Here is an 18,544-nt window from a genome sequence, read left to right on the forward strand (position 1 = left end):
GGGGAACAGTGGAATTCAGGCATTTGAAAACATTCTCCGTGGTGGCTCGGCATCTCAATTTTACCCGTGCGTCTGTGGAGTTGCACTATGCGCAGTCTTCGGTTTCGGCCCAGATCCAGGCTCTTGAGGATGATCTGGGTGTGAAGCTTTTCGACCGAATCGGCAAACGAATCGTGCTCACTGAAGCCGGAGAACGATTGTGGGGATACGCCAGACGCATGCTGGACATGACCGAGGAAATCCGGGCAGAAGTGGCGGAGTCCGGCGAGGCGCGGGGCAGCCTGACCATGCGGGTGCCCGAAACCTTGAGCGCCTTTCATCTGGTGCCGGTGCTGGAGGAGTTTCATAAGGAATACCCGCGAGTGCGGGTTACCTTTATCCCTTGCGACGACAGCGGGCTGCGCGAGGAGTTGAACACCGGAGCCATTGACCTGGCCTTTCTCATGACCGACGACGTGACCATGGACCACGTGAATGTGCGTATGCTCGGCACCGAGCGGTTGGTGCTCGCCGCGTCGCCTGGGCATCGGTTGGCAGGACTTTCGGAAGTACGCCCGGAGGACATGGAAGGGGAGACCCGGCTCATGTGCCGGGCGGATTGCCGCTACCGCAAGCCCTTTGAGGCTCTGCTGCGGGACGGGGGAGTCTCGACCGACCTGCTGCAGTTTTCCAACCTGCGCGTGCTCAAGGCCTGCCTGGATCGGGCCATGGGCTTCACCATCATTCCCGAGAGAACCATTCGCGCGGACCTGGCTTCGGGCCGGTATGTGGAGTTGCCATGGACCGGCGACTACAATGAAACCAGCATCATTATGATCTGGCATAGTGAAAAGTGGCGGTCGCCCGTGCTGAGATCTTTCATGGATCGGGTGGAAAAGACTTTCAGCACAGACTGAGGATAACGCGGCGGCGCACGGTGTTTTTTGTGGGGCTCTCGGCTCCCTGCTCAACCTTGTGTTTTCTTATTACTCGAACAACTCCGGGTTGAGGCAGGTTTCCGGCCTGTCGCCCTTGAGCATGGCGATAAGATTGCGCGCGGCAAGCTGGGCCATGCCGTTTCTGGAGGAATGGGTGGCAGAGCCCACGTGGGGCAGGACGATCACGTTGTCGAGCCCCGCAAGGCCCGGAGCCATGGCGGGCTCGTTCTCGAAGACATCCAGGCCCGCCCCGGCGATTTCCCCTGACTTGAGCGCTCTGACCAGATCGTCTTCCCTGATGACCGGGCCGCGCGCCGTGTTGATGAGATAGGCGGTCTTCTTCATGCGCGAGAATGCTGCGCTGTCGAACAGGTGCCTGGTGCCCGGGGTGAGGGGCGTGTGGATGGAAACAAAGTCCGATCGCTCCAGCAGTTCCTCGAAGGGCACCAACTCGGCGTTCAGCTCTGCGTCGAGCACTTTGTTCCTGCGGTTGGAGGAACTGGTGTAGAGCACCTTCATGCCGAAGCCCCGGGACATGAGCGCGGTGGCCGTGCCGATGCGTCCCGCGCCGACAATGCCCAGGGTCTTGCCCCTGATGTCCCCGCCGATGAATTGCAGGGGCCCCCAGCCCTCCCAGACTCCGGAACGCATGACCCTGTCCGCCTCCACCACCCTGCGGGCCGTGGCGAACAGGAGCGCCCAGGCGCATTCCGCGGTGGCGTCCGTGAGCACGCCCGGCGTGTTCGAGACCGGGATGCCGCGCCGGGTGGCCTCGGGAACGTCGATGTTGTCGTAGCCCACGGCGTAGTTCGCATAGCCCTTGAGGCTTTGGCAGGCGTCGAAGAATTCTCCGTCGATCCTGTCGGTGAGAAGGCCCAGCACGCCGTCATAGCCGCCGGCCTTCATTTCGCGCAGCAGTTCGTTTCCGGGCAGGGGGGCGTCGTAGGGATTGACGGTCACGTCCGCCACGCTTTCAAGCAGGTCTATTCCCTTTTGCGGGATCATCCGGGTGACGTATACCTTGTATTGTTTCATGGGGTGCTCCTGAAGGAGGTTGGCTATTGGCGGGGAGAGACGCTTCCCAGTTTATCCACTTCCAGAGGCATGCCTTTTTCCGGGGCCAGCCGGAGCGAAAGCGCGCCCTTGTTGCATTTGTCCACGCACACGCCGCAGCCCATGCAGCGCTTGGGACGGATGAAGGCGGAGCCCTTGCGGAAGCCGATGGCCTTGAACTGGCAGTACTGCGCGCATTGGCCGCAGGAAACGCATTTTTCCTCGTCCACCTCGGCCAGGTAGCCCGAGGAGGTCAGCATGTGGCAGCCCGCCTTGTGCGCCTGCATGGCCCCGCAGCAGCAGGAGCAGCAGTTGCAGATGGCGTAGAAGCGGCTGAGCATCACGTCTTTGAAAAAGGCGTGGGCCACATTGCCGCGCGCGTTGCACTGCTTGAGGATGCGTTCGGCTTCGGCCGCGTCGATTTCGCGGCTTCGGCCCGGGTGGTGTTCCAGAATGAAGGAAACCATGGGGTCGCCCATGATCAGGCAGACGTCCAAGGGCAGGCAGGGATTTTTCGAGGCGGAGCGGCAGGGACAGTCCAGCACGGCGATGCGGGCCGGGTTTTCGAGGATGATCCGCCGGGCGCGGGTGTAGGGGATGACCTGCTCGGGAAGCTCTGTGTTCACGGCCATGCCGATATTTACCAGCTTGGTGGCCGTCTCCAGGGGGATGGCCTTGCCATGGTAGGTGTCTGCAAAGGACGGCCGTTTCTGGTTCTGGTCGCCCGGCCTGGCGTCCTCGGCCCCCTTGAACGGCGAGTGGCGGTCCAGGAGCCAGATGGCCGGGATGAGCAGGAAGGTCAGGAGCTTGTGCCTGCCCTTAGCTATGCCGATGTAGTGAAAGGCCCAGCGCGCATAGATATAGCCGTGCACGCGTTCCCAGAAGGTCAGGCCTTCCCGTTTGGCCTCGTTCCAGTAGTCCCTGGTGGATTGTTTGATGAGGGGCATGTGTGTTCGGATGAGTTGCAGTTATTCGGATATGTGAAGTCTACTACGACATTTACGCATGTCAATCGTTCGTGGTAGATGTTTTGCCATGAGCAAAACGCAGTACGAATTGCACGATTCGACCGAGCTTGCCAGGGAGCGCACGCGGCTGGCCAACAAGCGGACCTTTCTGGCCTGGGTGCGCACGGCGCTCACGTTCATGACCTTCGGGTTTCTGCTGGAAAAGGTGGACGCCTATCTGGGCTCCACCCACCTCACCGCCCAGGCCATGCACGAGATCGGCACCCTGGGGCTTTCCTCCTTCATTGTCGGCCCGCTCATGGTGCTGGCCGCCGGATGGCAATACTACCGCCTGGAAAAAAAACTCGGTTTCGAAAGCTTTCTGCACTATCTCCTGCCGGAATTCGTCGTCTTCATCGCGGTTTCGGGCGTTGCCCTGTACATGGCCTTCACCCATTAGGCGGGCTGTCCATAAGCCGTCATCTACTTTGTTGCGACAACAACGCCAACTCCTCACGTATTGGGAATACGCTGCGGGTTGGCGTTGTCTTGCGCCGCGTATCTGACGGCTTCTGAACAGCCTGCGAAGCTGATGGCTTCAGCTTTTATCATTATAGAGAAAGAAAATAGCCCCATGCGCGCCAGCGCATCGCCAAAAAGTTTGGAAGGGGGGAGAGTAAAGAGAGAGGGGACGCCTTTTCAAAGGTGTCCCCCCTCTCTTTGGTCGCGTCAGCGAAATGCTTCTACGCCTTTTTCCACTCGTCGTAATAGTACTTGAGCACCGCCTTCATGGCTGCGGCGATGTCGGTGCAGTCCTGGGTGCCGATGTTGGCCAGCGCCACACGCGAGGACCAGTTCGGCCCGGCGAATCCGGCCCCGGGCAGGCAGACCACGTGCTGCCGCCGCGCCAGGTCGAAGGTGAATTCCAGGTAGTGATGGTTCTTGGGCAGGGAATCCGCGAACTGCTGGCCGTAATAGTGTTTGGCCAGATCCAGCACGTCGAAGAGCGCGTAGTAGCGAGTCAGGTCCTTGCCGTCCGGCACGGCGATTCCCAGGCCGTTGAACAGGGCGTCCCAGCGTTCCTTGAGGATGGCGCGGATGTGCCCCTTGTAGATGTATTTGGGATCCAGCAGCTCGAAGAGCGAGAAGAAGCACATGGCGGCCTGCTGCGGGCAGGAGAGCCCGCCCGTGTGCGCCAGGGCCACTTGGCGGCTGTCCATTTCCAGGCGTTCCCGGAAGGTGAGGGTGTCGGGCTTGGTGCTGGTGATCTTGTAGCGGTCGGCCAGGGCTTTTTTCTCGGTCTTGGAGAGCCCTGCAATAATTTTGTCCACCACGCAGTCCTTGTTGATCATGACCACGCCGAGCCGCCAGCCCGTGACACCGAAGTACTTGGAATAGGAATACACGCCCAGGCAGTTCTCGGGGATGATGCTGCACAGGGTGTTGAATTCCTCCACAAAGCTTGCGTAGACCGTGTCCGAGATGACCACCATGTCCGGGTTGTCCTTGCGCACGGTAGCGGCGATGTTCTTGACGGTCTCGGCGTCCATGGACATGGACGTTGGGTTGGTGGGGTTGACCATGTACAGCGCCTTGACGCCCTTGTCTGCGATCCTTTTCAGCTCGTCGTTTCCCGGCTTCCAGGGCTTGCCCCGGTCGTATTCAAGCAGCACCGGCACCAGGCCGTAATCCTTGAGCACGGGCAGCTCCAGGTAGGGCGAGAAGATGGGCGTGACAATGGCCACCTTGTCGCCGGGCTTGAGCACGAAGTTTTCTTTCAGCGAATTGAACAGGTAGATCATGGCCCCGGTGGCTCCCTCGGTGGCGAACAGGCTGAATTGGCCCGGGTGGGGCTTGCCCGAGAACACGATCTTGTTCAGGTAGGCGTTGGAGATTTTCTCGGTCACGGGCAGGATGCGCGGCGGGTCCGGGTAGAAGTCGCCCTGGATGGCGTCCACCAGTTCGTAGACCACCTCGTCCGCGTCCATGCTCATGTTCTTTTCGGCGTATTGCATGGCCTGCCCGAGGAACTGCGCCCCGTCCGCATCCTTGTGCTTTTTCAGGAAGGCGTCGAGCTCGGCTCCGAGGCCCGCCTTGCTGCGGCGGTAGCCGATGTCCGGGTATTGGGACCCTTTTTCGGCGGCCTCGGCCGCGAAGATGGTGAACAGCCCGAAGGCCTTGCGGGCCGTGGTGTTCAGGAAGTTGGGGTTGCCGCGCCCGGCGTTGATGAAGTTGCAACCAGCGCCGCAGTCCTTCTTGGCCAGATCGATGAGCAGGTTCTTGATCTCGAACGGACTTTCCTTGGCCAGGGCGTCCCAGTCGAAGTCTGCGGCGGCGCGGGCCTCGTCGGTGGTGAGGCCGATGAGATTCCCGGCCATGGAAACGCTCAGGCCGAACACGGCGGCCATGCGTAGGAAATCGCGGCGGCTCAGTCCGCCTTGTTTGGCCTCTTCGGCATGTTTGTGGATGAATTCGGGGACGTTGTTCCGGCTCGACATGGCAACCTCCGGTTGGGAATGGATTTCGATAATGCCGAAATTCTATTCACAAAACGAAGGGGGAGGTCAACGACTTGGGATAATTAATAACCCCGTGTTTCCGCTTATCATCAAAACAAGAGGGGGATGCCTTTAAGGCATCCCCCTTTCTGATCGCGTTAGCGGAGAGCTTGCTTATTGCGCGGCTTTCTTGCGCTTGCCTTCCTGGCGGTGGCGCACCTGGGCGGAAAGCTCGGCCTTGCGCAGGCGGATGGACTGGGGGGTGACCTCAACGAGTTCGTCCTCGCGGATGAAGTTGAGCGCCCGCTCCAGGGTCATGGGCTTGACGGGGGTGAGGATTACGGCCTCGTCCTTGCCGGAAGCGCGCATGTTGGTGAGCTTCTTTTCCTTGGCCGGGTTCACGTTGATGTCGTTCTCGCGGTTGTGCTCGCCCACGATGAGCCCTTCATAGAGGGGATCGCCGGGCACGACGAACATCTGGCCGCGCGGCTCCAGGTTGAAGATGCCGTAGGCCACGCCCTTGCCCGCGCGGTCGGCCACGATGGAGCCGGTGTAGCGGGACGGGAACTCGCCACGGTACTCGCCGTATCCCTCCAGGTAGGAGTTCATGATGCCGGTGCCCTTGGTGTCGGTCAGGAATTCGTCGCGGTAGCCGATGAGCGAACGGGACGGCACCGAGAACTCGATGCGCACCCGGCCGGTGCCGTGGTTGACCATGTTGGTCATGCGCGCCTTGCGGGCCGAGAGCTTTTCGGTGACCACGCCCATGAAGACTTCGTCGCAGTCCACGTAGAGGTGCTCGATGGGTTCCAGCTTCTTGCCGTCCTCGTTCCTGTAGATGACCTCGGGACGGCCCACGGAAAGCTCGAAGCCTTCGCGGCGCATGGTTTCGACCAGGATGGCCATCTGGAATTCGCCGCGGCCCTTGACCAGGAACGCGTCGCGGTATTCGGTGTCCTCGACCTGGATGGCCACGTTGAGCAGGGTCTCGCGGTGCAGGCGCTCGCGGATCTTGGTGCCCTGCACCAGCTTGCCTTCCTGTCCGGCCAGGGGCGAGGTGTTGATGGAGAATTTCATGGAGACCGTGGGCTCGTCCACGGTGATTCGCGGCAGGGCCTTGGGGGCTTCCTTGTTGCAGATGGTGTCGCCGATCTTGACGTCCTCGATGCCGGCCAGCACCACGATGTCGCCGGGCTGGGCGGAGTCGGTGGGCACCATGATCGGGCCGTCGTAGGTCTGGAGCTTGGTGACCTTGAGCTGCTTGGGCTGGCCGCTCTCGCCGATACGCACCAGGGTGTCCTGGTCCTTGACGTCGCCGTGGTAGATCTTGCCGATGGCCAGACGGCCCACGTAGTCGGAGTAGCTCAGGTCGGAAACGAGCATCTGGAACGGTTCCGCCGGGTCATATGCCGGGCCGGGGATCTTGTCCACGATCATGTCCAGCAGGATGTGCAGGTTTTCGCCGCGCTCGTCCGGGCCTTCCATGGCGATGCCGTCGCGGCCGATGGCGTAGAGCAGCGGGAAGTCGAGCTGGTCCTCGGTTGCGTCCAGGTCGATGAACAGGTCGTAGATTTCGTTGAGCACTTCGTCGGGACGCGCGTCCTGGCGGTCCACCTTGTTGATGACCACGGCGATGGTCAGGCCCTGGTCCAGCGCCTTTTTGAGCACGAACCGGGTCTGGGGCAGGGGGCCTTCGGAGGCGTCCACCAGCAGGATGGCGCCGTCGGCCATGGACAGGGAACGCTCCACCTCGCCGCCGAAGTCGGCGTGGCCCGGGGTGTCGATGATGTTGATCTTGACGTCCTTCCAGACAACCGAACAGTTCTTGGCGGCGATGGTGATGCCGCGCTCCCGTTCGAGGTCCATGGAATCCATGATGCGGTCGTCCACTTCCTGTCCTTCGCGGAACAGGCCGGACTGCTTGAACATGGCATCCACCAGCGTGGTTTTCCCATGGTCGACGTGGGCGATGATGGCAATATTGCGAAGCTGTTCGTTACGGGCCTTTTGGGTCATTTCCTTGTTCTCCATTAAATATATGATCTGCTCTGTGGCGAAGTGGGCATTATATGAAAGATGCGGCGCAGGCAAGTAAAGAATACGTGACAGGCTGCTGATAAACCGCAATCTGCGGCGTTAAGTGAATTGTTGGCGAGGCTTCCGAGCCAAACAAGACCTTACGCCTGAGGTGCTCTGCAAAAAAGCCAATCCCTCGTGTATGTCCCGATACACGTCGGGCCCGGCTTTGTTTTACTCCTGGCATCTCACGGTTTCTGAGCAGCCTTGCTTGGCCAAAAGCACGATTTTACGTGGCTTCGTACCGCCTTTGCCTGGGGTGTTTTTATAATTCCGATGGGAGCGTCATCAGTTTTTTGTTCGTGTCCACGACAGAAAGCAAATATCCGGGCAGGATGCTTTAGATTTATTTCCATTTTCATGCCTTTGGCCTAAGGTGCGTGAGAATAGTCTTTCCAAATCAAGGAGCGGGCATGTCGAACAGTACGGGCGGGCCGGGCACGGCAAGGGTCGTCACCACGGCCATGATGGTCACGGGCAACATGGTGGGCGCGGGCATCCTGGCGCTGCCCATCAACCTCGGCCCGGCCGGGCTCATCCCGGCCGTATGCGGCACTTTGTTGCTCTGGCTGCTCATGACCTTCACTGCCATCATCTATTCGCGGCAGAAGGCGCTGGTGGAGGGCGAGAATGCGGACCTGCCCTCGTTCTTCGGGCAGGTGCTGGGGCCGGGCGGCAAATGGCTCAGCGTGGCCGCCAACCTGGTCATCCTGTACGGCCTGCTCACCGCCTACCTTGCCGGGGTCGCCTCGGTGCTGATCAATCTTTTCAAGCTGCCCGTGCCCGAGTGGGGAGCTCTGGTGGGGTATTTCGCGGTGGCCGTGCTGCTGACCTCGTTCGGCGCCGTGGTCATGCGCCGGGGCAACGCCGTGCTCATGCTGGCCATGTGGGGCGCTTTTCTCGGGCTCATCATCATGACCGCGCCGCACATGGACGGCTCCCGCATGACCATGGACGACTGGGGTTTCCTGCCGTCCGGGCTGCCTGTGCTCATCGCCGCCTTTCATTTCCACAACCTCATTCCGACCCTGTGCCGGACCCTGGACCAGGATCGGGCGGCCATCACCAAGGCCATATGGAGCGGCACCGTGCTGGGGCTGCTCATGAACCTGGCCTGGATCGTGGTGGTGGTCAGCGCCCTGCCCATGGAGGCCGCAAACGGCGTGGACATCCTGCACGCCTATGCCGCCAACCAGCCCGCCACCGTTCCTCTGGCCCGGGTCATCGGCGGGGCGGGCTTCCTGCAGCTGGCCCTGGTCTTTTCCCTGGTGGCCATGACCACCTCGTTCATGGCCAACGGCATCGCCCTGCAGAGCTTCATGGGCGACCTGTGCAGCGAAACCCTGGGAACGTCCAGCAAGAGCGTTGTCTGGCCCCTGGCCTTTGTGCCGCCGCTGCTGGTGGCCCTGGTGTATCCGAATATCTTCCTGTCCGCGCTGAACCTGGTGGGCGGGGTGGGCATCAACCTGCTTTTCGGCATCCTGCCGGGCGTGCTGCTCGTCAAGTCCGCTGGGGGAAGCTCCCTGAGGCGCGCGGCCGGGTGGATAATGGTTGCCCTTTTCGGCGTTATCCTGTTACTCGAACTCGGACAGGAGTCCGGTCTTTTGCGCATATCGCCAGATGTTGAGTACTGGACTGCGAAATGCGCACAATAAGGTCCAATAAATTCTGAAGAGGGAAGAATGAACGATCAATGCAGAATTGAATGCGACTGCATCGGAGAGATGCCCGTTCCCAAGGATGCCTACTACGGCTGCCAGACCTTGCGGGCCATGAACAATTATCACATTACCGGGATCCCCATCTCCCATTATCCCCGGCTGGTGAACGCACTGGCCTACATCAAGATGGCCGCCGCCCAGGCCAACGCCTCCCTGGGCATGCTGGACGAGGAGATCGCCCGGGCCATCTGCCGTGCCTGCGAGGACGTTCTTTCCGGCAAACTGCTGGAGCATTTCGTTGTGGACTGCATCCAGGGCGGGGCGGGAACCTCCACCAACATGAACGCCAACGAGGTCATCGCCAACAGGGCCTTGGAACTCATGGGCCGGGAAAAGGGCGACTACCAATTCCTCTCGCCCAATACGCACGTGAACATGTCCCAGTCCACCAACGACGTGTACCCCACGGCGCTGCGCATCGCCCTGGTGCTGGAGATCCGGGAACTCATCGATTCCATGCACCATCTGCGCCGCACCTTCGAGGCCAAGGGCAACGAGTTCGCGGATATCATCAAGATGGGCCGCACCCAGCTCCAGGATGCCGTGCCCATGACCCTGGGCCAGGAGTTTCACGCCTGGGCGGTCATGATCGGCGAGGACGAGCACCGGCTTCGGGAGGCCCAGGCCCTGGTGCACGAGATCAACATGGGGGCCACGGCCATCGGCACCGGGCTCAACGCCCACCCGGACTATGCCCGGGCCGTGACCGAGAAGCTGGTGGAACTGACCACCTTGCCCCTCACGCTTTCCCCCGACCTGGTGGAGGCCACCCAAGATACCGGCGCCTATGTGCAGCTTTCCGGGGTGCTCAAGCGCGTTACGGTCAAGCTCTCCAAGATCTGCAACGACCTGCGCCTGCTTTCCAGCGGCCCCCGCTGCGGCCTGAACGAGATCAACCTGCCGCCCATGGCCCCCGGCTCCTCCATCATGCCCGGTAAGGTCAACCCGGTCATCCCCGAGGTGCTCAATCAGATCGCCTTTAAGGTCATCGGCAACGACCTGACCGTGACCATGGCCGCCGAGGCCGGGCAGCTGGAGCTCAATGTCATGGAACCGGTGCTGGGCCAGAGCCTGTTCGAGTCCATCAACATCCTGCGCCGGGGCTGCGTGACCCTTGCGGACAAGTGCGTCCGCGGCATCACTGCCAATGCGGACCGCTGTCGGGCCATGGTGGAGCATTCCATCGGCCTGGTTACGGCGCTCAATCCCTACATCGGCTATGAAAAGGCCACGGAGATCGCCAAGGAGGCCATGGCCACCAACGGATCGGTTTATGACATCGTTCTGGAAAAGGGGTACATGACCAAGGAGGAGCTGGAGGACGTCCTCAAGCCGGAAAACATGACCAGACCGAGGTACTTCCACAAGGGATAGGCTGCGTTGTGCAAGACGGCCTGCACCGTCGAAGTTTTGTCTGGCCTGTCCCGGGAAGCCTGTAATGGTGTGCATTGGGGCAGGCCATAATTTTGTCGTTTCGGGGTTCTTGTGTCAAAATCGGCACGTTGTGAGTGGGGTGGTGAAAAAGTATGCAGTTTAAATAATATCAATTAAATCAATAAGTTGAATTTAAGTTGCTGAAATGGCACGGCATTCGCAAGAAAAAGGGCCAGTTGAAGGTTTTTTGACAGAACTTTGACCCGCCGGGGAGAGGGAGAAACTGCCGGGCGGAACGGTTCACGGAAGAATCGCCAATAATGGAGGCCACGGATGCGCCGTTACAATCTTGTTTTTGCACTGCTGATCATCGTGCTCATGTCGGGTTGTTCCACCATGAACAAGCTCAACCCGTTCCCGCAGCACGTCTATTCTTCGCCTTCCACCAACAAGGCAACCAAGTCCACCACCGCCTACGATCCCAAGACCAAGCCCTACAAGGTCCTGGGCGTGACCTATTATCCGCTCAAGTCCGCCAGCGGCTATGACGAGGTCGGCTATGCCTCCTGGTACGGCAGTGACTTCCACGGCAAGAAGACCGCCACGGGCGAGATCTACAACATGTACGGCCTGACCGCCGCCCACAAGACCCTGCCTCTGGGCACCCGCGTCAAGGTGACCAACCTTGCCAACGGGCGTTCCGCATATCTGGTTGTCAACGACCGTGGCCCGTTTGTCCGCGGCAGGACCATCGATCTTTCCTACGGCGCCGCCAAGCAGCTCGGTTCCGTGAACGAGGGCGTCATCAAGGTGCGCATCACCGCCGTGGGCACGGTCCCGGCCACTGTCCCCGCTGTGAACAAGACCGTCGTGGCCAGCGCGTCCAAGGCCTACCATGTTCGCGTGGGCGCCTATTCCCAGCGCAGCAACGCCGCCAAGGTGCACAACCAGCTCAAGCAGGCCGGGTACGTGTATTCCCGTATCCGCCAGGTGGAAAGCAACGGCCGCGTCCTGCATGTGGTCCAGGCCGGTTCCTATGCGAGCCGCGACCAGGCTGATCGCGTGTTGTCCAGGCTCAAGAAGGCCTTCCCCTCCAGCTACATCACTTCCTAGATTTCAGAACCACATGAATTGAAAAAGGCCGGGAGCAAACGCTTCCGGCCTTTCTGTCATGATTTTGAACAGCGGCTTACTGCGTGGATTCGGCCTGGATGCTGCCTTCGAGGATTTCCTTGACCGCCTTGCTTTCCTTCTGGTGGTCGCCCAGGTTGCGGCCGACAAACTTGCGCCATGCGCTGCTGAGCATGCGCCACTGGGCCTCCTCGAAGCGGATCTCCGGGCTGATCTTGGCCTGGCGGGCCCGTTCATTGACCATGCGCATGAAGTTTTCCAGCTTCAGGTCCGAACTCATGATCTTGAGGCAGTTGAGGATGTGGCTGACAAGATATTGGCGCACCTTGGGATGGGTGTAGTATTCCTCCAGCTGCCCCCTGTCGAAGCCGAACTTGTGGCCGAAGTACTTGCGGACGCTGTTGAGGATCTTCTCATTGGCCACGTCGTACTTCTTCTTGCCCACGATGAAATCCCGCAGGGTGGAGAGCACCGGGCGGCACAGTTCGCGCGGGAAGCAGCGCTGCTTGGTGGCCGTGCCCCGGATGTCCGTGGTGATGGGATAGGTGGCGTCCACGGGTTCGAACAGTCCCCTGCCGAAGGCGTCCATGAGGCTGTGGACGTAGTGCTTGTACCCGTTGCCGATGATGTCCTGGTAGGCCTCCAGGTTCTCGTTGAGAATGGTCATGATGGCTTCGGTGCGGTTGTTGACGCGCAGGGTGATGTCCACCTTGTATTCGTCCACGACCCAGGCCACTTCCTTGGGGTCGGAGTATTTGCTGGCCTGGTCCTCGAGGCAGTCCAGCAGGCGGTCGCGGAAATGATAGACCGCCTCGTCCATCATTTCGCCCAGCATGTTCATGGCGCAGGTCACCGAGGTCGCGATGATCCCCTTGATGCCGGGGGCCCCCGAATCGAGCTTGTTTTCCAGCTCCTTGATTTTGGCCTGGCAGTGGGTCATGTGGCGGTTGATGATGTTCTGCCGGAAGTCGTCATAGGCTTCCTGCACCTCCCGCACCGGCACCGGCAGGCTGTACGAGGTGAAGAACCTGCAGAAATAGTAGCGGTAGCGGTCCGTAATTTCCGTGGAGAAGTCCATGACCTCCACGGCCATGTTGGAGTGCAGTTTCTTCATGAGCGTGGGCACGTCCGAGATGAGCCCCTGGGAGCCGAGGTCCTTCTGTTCGTCGGGAATCTTCTCCCGCTTGATGAGTATGCGCTCCATGTGGGTGCACAGTTCGTCCAGGGCAAAGGGCTTCTTGAGGATGCAGGACGGTTGGAACGAAATGATCTCGTTGAGCAGGCTTCTGTCTTCGCCTCGGGTCATGATCATGGTGGCCGTGGCGCTGAGGCTTTCGCTCCAGGCCATCTTTTCCATGATCTCCCGCAGATTGAGGCCCGGAAGCTCCCATTCGCAGATGAAGATGTCGGGCAGGTTCTTGTTCAGCTCTTCCCACACCTCGGTTCCGCTGGAAAGGGGGACGACCTTGGCGGCCCCGCGTCCCTTGAGCTCCTGGGCAATGCTTTTGCGCATGAGCGAGTTGTTTTCCGCCAGCACGATGGTCTTGCCGACAATGGGTGCCTGCCTGCGCCGCGCTGCCGACCGGGGCATCGTTTCGGACGTCGTTGGCGATGCCTCGGCCCTTCGGCTCTGCTCCATGTATTCGAGGAAGGCGCGGCCGCAGGTGGGGCAGAATTGGGTACCCAGCGCCTCCCGCATGGTCTGAAGGGCTTCATGAGGCTTCTTCGCCTTTCTGTAGGGCCGTTCCGAGACCATGGCCTGATACGCGTCGCCCACGGCGATGATTCGGGCCATCAGGTTGATGGCATTGCCCTTGAGACCCGCCGGGTACCCCTTTCCGTCAAAGCGTTCGTGGTGCTGGCGCACGGCCGGGATGACATCGTCCAGCCGGGCCAGGGGTTCCAGAAGCCGCGCCCCCGCTTCGGGGTGGCGGCGTATGGCTTCCATTTCCTCGGTGGAGAGCTCCTCGGGCTTGAGCAGCAGGGAGTCCCGGATGCCCACCTTGCCGATGTCGTGCAGGCGGGCGGCGAGCGTCAGGCGTTCCAGTTCCCCGAGGGAAAGGCCCAGCTGTCTTCCTATGGCCGCAGAGAGTTCCGCCACCTTTTCCGAGTGGCCGCGCGTGAAGGCGTCCCTGTTTTCCAGGGTCTGAACCATTTCGGCCATGCTGGTGTAGATGGTCTTGAATTCCTGGCGCATGGCCAGGTTTTCGCTTGCCAGCCTGGTCCTGTTGTCCATGAGCAGCCGCTCGGCCATCAGGATGAGCTGGGCGGTGCTGAAGGGTTTCTGGAGATGGGCGGCGGAATATCCCTCCAGGATGGACTGCAGGGCCTCGGACTGGCTGCTCCAGGACATGAGAGCGATGGGAATGTGCTCCATGCCCGGCATGTCCCGAATGGTTCTGCACAGGTGCTCGATCTTCATGTCGGGAATGGCCACATCCAGAAAGATGAAGTCGGGATGGTGGTGCTTGAGGGCCTGGATCGTTGTTTCGCCGCAACCCGCCGTTGCGGCGCGGATGCCCATGGCCGGGAGTTCCGCCCTGAGGTGGGTGCGGATCTTCTGGGAAGGTTCGGCAATGAGAAAGCGCCAGTCTCTCGCGATACGCCTGCGCCGCAGGATTTCCCTTACGCGCGGAATGAGTTCGTTCTTGAGGTTGTGCTTGGGGATGTGCCCCCAGGCTCCGGCCAGGAAACCGTTCTCGACATGGTGTTCGTCAACGTCGGCGCTCATGATCAGCACCGGTATCGGCGGGGTGGTTATTTCCTTGTTGACCTTGCTGCAGAGTTGGTAGCCGTTCATGCGGGGCATTTTCACGTCGGTGATGATGAGGTCGAAGGATCCTGTTGCGGCCGCTTCGAGGCCCTCGGCGCCATCCCGGGCAATGGTGATGGCGGCACCGGTTTTGGTGAGCATGTGGCTCACCATGTTCCGAACCGTCCTGCTGTCGTCGACAACCAGAATGTTCGGCATGTTTACCCCCTCGGCAAATGCCGATCCAGGGACGTCCCTGGAAGTTTGGCCGCGCGGACCCGGGAATGGGTTGGTGTGGGAGGGCCCGGTCCGAGGCCCGCGCGGCATAATTGAGAATCATTTATTATATGCCACTTCAGGGGTGTTCGGCACAACTTTGTAGGCGGGTGGATTACATGTGTAGGCGGAATCCTACAGATGCAGGAAGAACTCCTAGAAGACGAGGCCGGCATGGGTGGCGTAGCGAACCAGGTCCGCCTCGCTTTCGATGCCGATCTTGCTCATGGCCCTGCGCTTGTACGTGGAAACGGTCTTGGGGCTCAGGCCCATGTTTTGGGCGATGGCCGTGGGGCTGGTGCCCGAGGCGAGCTGGATGACCACCTGCAGCTCCCGCTTGGAAAGGCCCAGGGCGGCCGGGTGGATGAAATGACCCGGCTGCAGCGGCGTGCTCCGGCTGGTGGCGATGAGCTGCTTGGAGCTTTCCCTGGCCACGCCCAGCTTGTCCTGGAGGATGTCGCACTTGGAAAGTTCCAGGCTGAGACGCTCGGTCACCTCCAGCAGGGTGGCCTTGCGTTCCAGGATCTGCTCCTCCAGCTGGCGCTGGATGGAAACGTAGTCCACCTCGGCCTTCTTGCGTTGCGTCACGTCTCGGATGTTGGCCAGCAGCAGGGTGGAGGAACGGACGGCTAGGCCCCGGAGAAAAACCTCCACGTCCAGCTTGCTGTTGTCGTCCATGCGCCTGGCGCAGCATTCGAAGAAGCAGGGGGAACCGTCCAGGGCGCTGCGGATGTCCTCCCGGAAGGCCGCACCCTCCCTGCTTCCGCTGCAGATCAGGCTGTCGATTCTCTGAGCCTTGGCTTCCTCTTCCGTGCAGCCGAACATGTCCAGCATGCGCTTGTTGACCTGGATGATGTTGCGTTCGGCGTCGAACAGGAGAATGGCGTCGTAGGAATTATCCACAATGGCCGCGAGCAGGTTCTCGGATTCCTGTATCTTTTCATGGGCCTGCTTGGCCTCGGTGATGTCTTCGGCCATGAAGAAGACAGTGGTGCCGGAAGTCATGGCCGTGGTGGTCTTCCAGACAATGTCCCCGGTGACGGTTTCATTGCGGCAGACGTCGTCGCCGGAAACGATGGACCGGGTGATGACCTTGCGCCAGTTGGTGGGGCAGATGTCGCCGCTGCAGATCTGGCCAGGGGCAAATCCCAGGGCCGCCGCCGCCGTGTTTGCCGAAAGGATGCGCATGGTTCGGGCGTCGAGGAGCAGGGCGGGATGCGGCAGCCCCTTGAGGATGTGCCCCAGCACGATCTGGCCGGTCTTCATTTCCTTTTTCAGGGCCACGGTCTGGAGGATGCGGTCCAGGAGCGGGGCCAGTTCGTTTTCCAGGAGTTCCGGGATGACGCAGTTGGTCACCCCCGCCTCCACGGCCTGGGCATAGATGGCGGCGTCGAACGCGTCGGCCAGCATGACGATCTCCACTTCCGGGTCGATGGAGTGCACGGCCCGGCTGACCTCGATGCCGCTCATGCGGGGCAGGTCGAATTCCGTGATGATCAGGTCCGGGGAATAGCGGCTGAAGGCGAAGACCGCCTCCTGGCCGTCGTTGACCTCCTGGATCATGGCGTTGGGCGGCAGGGCCTGGTGGATGCCGTGGCGGGCGATGTCGCCTTTGTGGATGAGCAGAATCCTCAGCTGGTCCATGTCTGTTCCGTATCTTAGAGAATGTTTCCGTAGAAGTTGTTCACCCAGTTGAGGGCGTCATAATAGCTCTTGGCCACTTGGATCATGTCCAGCCCCAGTTCCTTGATCAGCGCGTCCACGTCGTTCCAGTTTCCTTCCTCGAAGGCGATGGCCAGTTCGAGCCACTTGTATTGTTTTCCGCTTTTCTTGACGAGCTGTTTCTTGAAATTTTCGGACAGGGCGATGTGCTTGACCACTTCCTGCATGGGGACCTGGAAGATGGTGTCCAGCAGGGAAAGGATGCCCAGGATGAAGAGGTCGTCTGCGTCTGCACCCGCCCCCGTGTGGGTCGCGGCCACGTTCTTCAGAAAGAACCCGCGCACCGCCGAGGCCATGAACAGTTCATTGCCCAGCCCGGTCTCGGAATCCGTCAGGATGATCATGAACAGCAGGTTCTTGATCTTCTGCCATCCCAGCAGGGCAATGGCGTGCTTGATGGTCGTGATCTTGTTGCCAAGCCCGAAATAGGGGGAGTTGATGTAGAAGAGAACCCGGTAGGTCAGGGCCGGGTCCATTTCGATGATGCGCGCCAGCTTGTCGAAGTCAGGATCATTTTCCTTCAGGAATTCCAGCAGGTTGAGACGAGATAGCTCGGAGGTGGTGAACCGTTTCCCGAGCACTATCTCGGGTTCCTTGAAGAAGAAGCCCTGGAAAAAATCGAATCCCTGCTCCCTGGCGAGCTGGAACTGGGCCCTGCTTTCCACCCGTTTTGCCAGGCAGCTGCATTGGTGCTGTTCGGCCATGGCCGTGAGCCTGGCGCTTTGTTCCCGGTCCGCGCCCAGCATGTCGATGATGAAGATGTCCGCCATGCGGTAGATGGAATCCATGGCTTCATCGCCGCTGAAGTCGTCCACGGCGATGATCAGGTTCGCGCTTCGGATCTCCCCGAGGGCTTCCATGAAGTCCTGGTCCAGGGTCATGTCTTCCCTGATCTGGACCACGGAGCCCGGCACGAAGGCCAGGGGCATGCGTTCGCGGATGGCCCGTTCCGAATAGTTGACGAAAAGCCGCTTCCGGGACTGCGGCCGGTCCGCGCAGAACAGGGCGTTGGCAATGACGTGCAGGGTCGCCATGTGGTCGTCGGAAAACTGCGCGGCGGTGTCGTCCACCGAAGCGCGGTAGAGCAGTTCGTAGCCCACGATCTTTTTCGCGGCGTCGAATATGGGCTGGCGGCCCACGTAGGTGAGCGCCCCCAGAGAGTCGAAGTCGGCTGTCGTCATCTTCCCACCCGAGCAAGCACGGCTCCAGCGATGGATGAAAGCCTTTCCCTCCCAGTAAAGGCCCCTTCCACAGGGAACGTTGGTACGGGACTGAACCGTGGTCTGCCCCTGCGGGGCGCGGCTGTTCAGACCCAGTTAAACAGATGTATGACTATAGCTGGAAGCAGGGGAGATGACAAACCCGAATTCGAAATAGTGTGGTCCGATCATGCGGATTTTTCAGGAAGCCCGGCCGGGGATGTGGAAAAAGAAGGGGGAGGTGCAGCCCTCCCCCGGAATCACTATTGCTTGATGCGCCATTCCCCATTGGAATCGCGGTAGGCCTTGGCCATGATCTTGTCGCCGTCCGGGCCGTTTTCGCTGATGACCACGTCGCGGTAAACACGGTCTTCCTGCACGTAGGGTGCGGAAGGCGTGGCCGAGTAGCTTCTGCCCGTGTCCGGGTTGGTCCAGGAATGGGCAACGTCGCTTTTGCCTGTTTCCAAAGCGTTCTGGACCTGCTTTTCGTCGTGTTTGTCCCATTCATTGCCGATGATGTAGCCCATGAGCAGGCCGACGCCCGCGCCGATGGCCGCACCGGAAACCTTGTTGTTGAAGGTCAGGGCGCCGATGGTTGCGCCTGCCAGCGCGCCGATCCCGGCCCCCTGCTGTGCCTTGTTGGCGCAGCCGTACCCGGCGGCGAGGAAGCTGACCAACATGAGGGCAACTATGGTTTTTTTCATGTCATTCCTCCGGAAAAGGGATTAACGTTTCAGAATAATCCTATGGCAGATGGCGTCTTTTTTGTACAGGCCTGTATAGCTTTTTTACTCGTGTTTACACTTCTGCCAACGTCCGTTTTTTTGCATTCTGCGCCGAGTGCTGGTATCGGGCTGTTCCGTGAGAGCAAAAAAACA

13 protein-coding genes are annotated in these 18,544 nt (G+C 60.5%); 5 read left to right on the forward strand and 8 right to left on the reverse strand.

Going from position 1 to position 18,544, the window contains the following annotated elements; all coding sequences use genetic code 11:
- Positions 1–8 precede the first annotated feature (8 nt).
- Positions 9–896, forward strand: coding sequence for a LysR family transcriptional regulator (locus FGL65_RS09230; RefSeq protein ID WP_187170334.1), 888 nt, complete (start codon positions 9–11; stop codon positions 894–896).
- Between the two features lie 69 nt (positions 897–965).
- On the opposite strand, the gene FGL65_RS09235 is transcribed toward FGL65_RS09230, so the two are convergent.
- Complete coding sequence (locus FGL65_RS09235) at positions 966–1,952, reverse strand: 2-hydroxyacid dehydrogenase (protein ID WP_147820926.1); 987 nt, start codon at positions 1,950–1,952, stop codon at positions 966–968.
- A gap of 23 nt (positions 1,953–1,975) precedes the next feature.
- Complete coding sequence (locus FGL65_RS09240) at positions 1,976–2,917, reverse strand: 4Fe-4S binding protein (RefSeq protein WP_147820927.1); 942 nt, start codon at positions 2,915–2,917, stop codon at positions 1,976–1,978.
- 88 nt (positions 2,918–3,005) lie between these two features.
- Here FGL65_RS09240 and FGL65_RS09245 point away from each other — a divergent pair, with 88 nt between their 5' ends.
- Complete coding sequence (locus FGL65_RS09245) at positions 3,006–3,377, forward strand: YidH family protein (RefSeq protein WP_187170335.1); 372 nt, start codon at positions 3,006–3,008, stop codon at positions 3,375–3,377.
- A 283-nt stretch (positions 3,378–3,660) separates the two neighbouring features.
- Here the strand turns inward: FGL65_RS09245 and FGL65_RS09250 are convergent, their stop codons facing one another.
- Both FGL65_RS09250 and typA read right to left on the reverse strand, forming a co-directional pair.
- The gene (locus tag FGL65_RS09250) at positions 3,661–5,415 is read right to left on the reverse strand and encodes a bifunctional aspartate transaminase/aspartate 4-decarboxylase (protein ID WP_147820929.1); all 1,755 of its coding nucleotides are present in this window, start codon (positions 5,413–5,415) and stop codon (positions 3,661–3,663) included.
- Positions 5,416–5,589: 174 nt separating this feature from the next.
- On the reverse strand, positions 5,590–7,431 hold the full coding sequence (gene typA, locus FGL65_RS09255) for a translational GTPase TypA (protein ID WP_147820930.1): 1,842 nt from the start codon (positions 7,429–7,431) through the stop codon (positions 5,590–5,592).
- A gap of 473 nt (positions 7,432–7,904) precedes the next feature.
- On the opposite strand from typA, the gene FGL65_RS09260 reads away from it, so the two are divergent.
- The 3 genes from FGL65_RS09260 to FGL65_RS09270 all read left to right on the forward strand — a co-directional run bounded on the left by FGL65_RS09260 (position 7,905) and on the right by FGL65_RS09270 (position 11,699).
- Positions 7,905–9,146 carry an aromatic amino acid transport family protein gene (locus tag FGL65_RS09260; RefSeq protein WP_147820931.1) on the forward strand — a complete coding sequence of 414 codons (1,242 nt, stop codon included), beginning with the start codon at positions 7,905–7,907 and terminating at the stop codon, positions 9,144–9,146.
- A gap of 27 nt (positions 9,147–9,173) precedes the next feature.
- Complete coding sequence (gene aspA, locus FGL65_RS09265) at positions 9,174–10,586, forward strand: aspartate ammonia-lyase (RefSeq protein ID WP_147820932.1); 1,413 nt, start codon at positions 9,174–9,176, stop codon at positions 10,584–10,586.
- A gap of 333 nt (positions 10,587–10,919) precedes the next feature.
- Positions 10,920–11,699 carry a septal ring lytic transglycosylase RlpA family protein gene (locus FGL65_RS09270; protein ID WP_147820933.1) on the forward strand — a complete coding sequence of 260 codons (780 nt, stop codon included), beginning with the start codon at positions 10,920–10,922 and terminating at the stop codon, positions 11,697–11,699.
- 76 nt (positions 11,700–11,775) lie between these two features.
- Here the strand turns inward: FGL65_RS09270 and FGL65_RS09275 are convergent, their stop codons facing one another.
- From FGL65_RS09275 to FGL65_RS09290, 4 genes are all read right to left on the reverse strand, one after another.
- Positions 11,776–14,688 carry a response regulator gene (locus FGL65_RS09275; protein ID WP_187170336.1) on the reverse strand — a complete coding sequence of 971 codons (2,913 nt, stop codon included), beginning with the start codon at positions 14,686–14,688 and terminating at the stop codon, positions 11,776–11,778.
- Positions 14,689–14,901: 213 nt separating this feature from the next.
- Complete coding sequence (locus tag FGL65_RS09280) at positions 14,902–16,389, reverse strand: PAS domain S-box protein (protein WP_147820935.1); 1,488 nt, start codon at positions 16,387–16,389, stop codon at positions 14,902–14,904.
- A gap of 14 nt (positions 16,390–16,403) precedes the next feature.
- Positions 16,404–17,648, reverse strand: a complete 1,245-nt coding sequence (locus FGL65_RS09285; protein ID WP_147820936.1) for an EAL and HDOD domain-containing protein — start codon at positions 17,646–17,648, stop codon at positions 16,404–16,406.
- A gap of 281 nt (positions 17,649–17,929) precedes the next feature.
- A complete protein-coding gene (locus FGL65_RS09290) occupies positions 17,930–18,370 on the reverse strand; it encodes a YMGG-like glycine zipper-containing protein (protein WP_147820937.1) in 441 nt (146 codons plus the stop codon).
- Positions 18,371–18,544: the final 174 nt, after the last annotated feature.

Source organism: Salidesulfovibrio onnuriiensis, from assembly GCF_008001235.1.
GTDB classification, from domain to species: domain Bacteria; phylum Desulfobacterota; class Desulfovibrionia; order Desulfovibrionales; family Desulfovibrionaceae; genus Pseudodesulfovibrio; species Pseudodesulfovibrio onnuriiensis.

Bases quoted from the DNA above. Each gene is read 5' to 3' on its own strand.
- FGL65_RS09280 (WP_147820935.1), bottom strand. From the start codon at position 16,389: ATGGACCAGCTGAGGATTCTGCTCATCCACAAAGGCGACATCGCCCGC.
- FGL65_RS09235 (WP_147820926.1), bottom strand. From the start codon at position 1,952: ATGAAACAATACAAGGTATACGTCACCCGGATGATCCCGCAAAAGGGA.
- FGL65_RS09275 (WP_187170336.1), bottom strand. From the start codon at position 14,688: ATGCCGAACATTCTGGTTGTCGACGACAGCAGGACGGTTCGGAACATG.
- typA (WP_147820930.1), bottom strand. From the start codon at position 7,431: ATGACCCAAAAGGCCCGTAACGAACAGCTTCGCAATATTGCCATCATC.
- FGL65_RS09285 (WP_147820936.1), bottom strand. From the start codon at position 17,648: ATGACGACAGCCGACTTCGACTCTCTGGGGGCGCTCACCTACGTGGGC.
- FGL65_RS09290 (WP_147820937.1), bottom strand. From the start codon at position 18,370: ATGAAAAAAACCATAGTTGCCCTCATGTTGGTCAGCTTCCTCGCCGCC.
- FGL65_RS09240 (WP_147820927.1), bottom strand. From the start codon at position 2,917: ATGCCCCTCATCAAACAATCCACCAGGGACTACTGGAACGAGGCCAAA.
- FGL65_RS09270 (WP_147820933.1), top strand. From the start codon at position 10,920: ATGCGCCGTTACAATCTTGTTTTTGCACTGCTGATCATCGTGCTCATG.
- FGL65_RS09245 (WP_187170335.1), top strand. From the start codon at position 3,006: ATGAGCAAAACGCAGTACGAATTGCACGATTCGACCGAGCTTGCCAGG.
- FGL65_RS09250 (WP_147820929.1), bottom strand. From the start codon at position 5,415: ATGTCGAGCCGGAACAACGTCCCCGAATTCATCCACAAACATGCCGAA.
- FGL65_RS09260 (WP_147820931.1), top strand. From the start codon at position 7,905: ATGTCGAACAGTACGGGCGGGCCGGGCACGGCAAGGGTCGTCACCACG.
- aspA (WP_147820932.1), top strand. From the start codon at position 9,174: ATGAACGATCAATGCAGAATTGAATGCGACTGCATCGGAGAGATGCCC.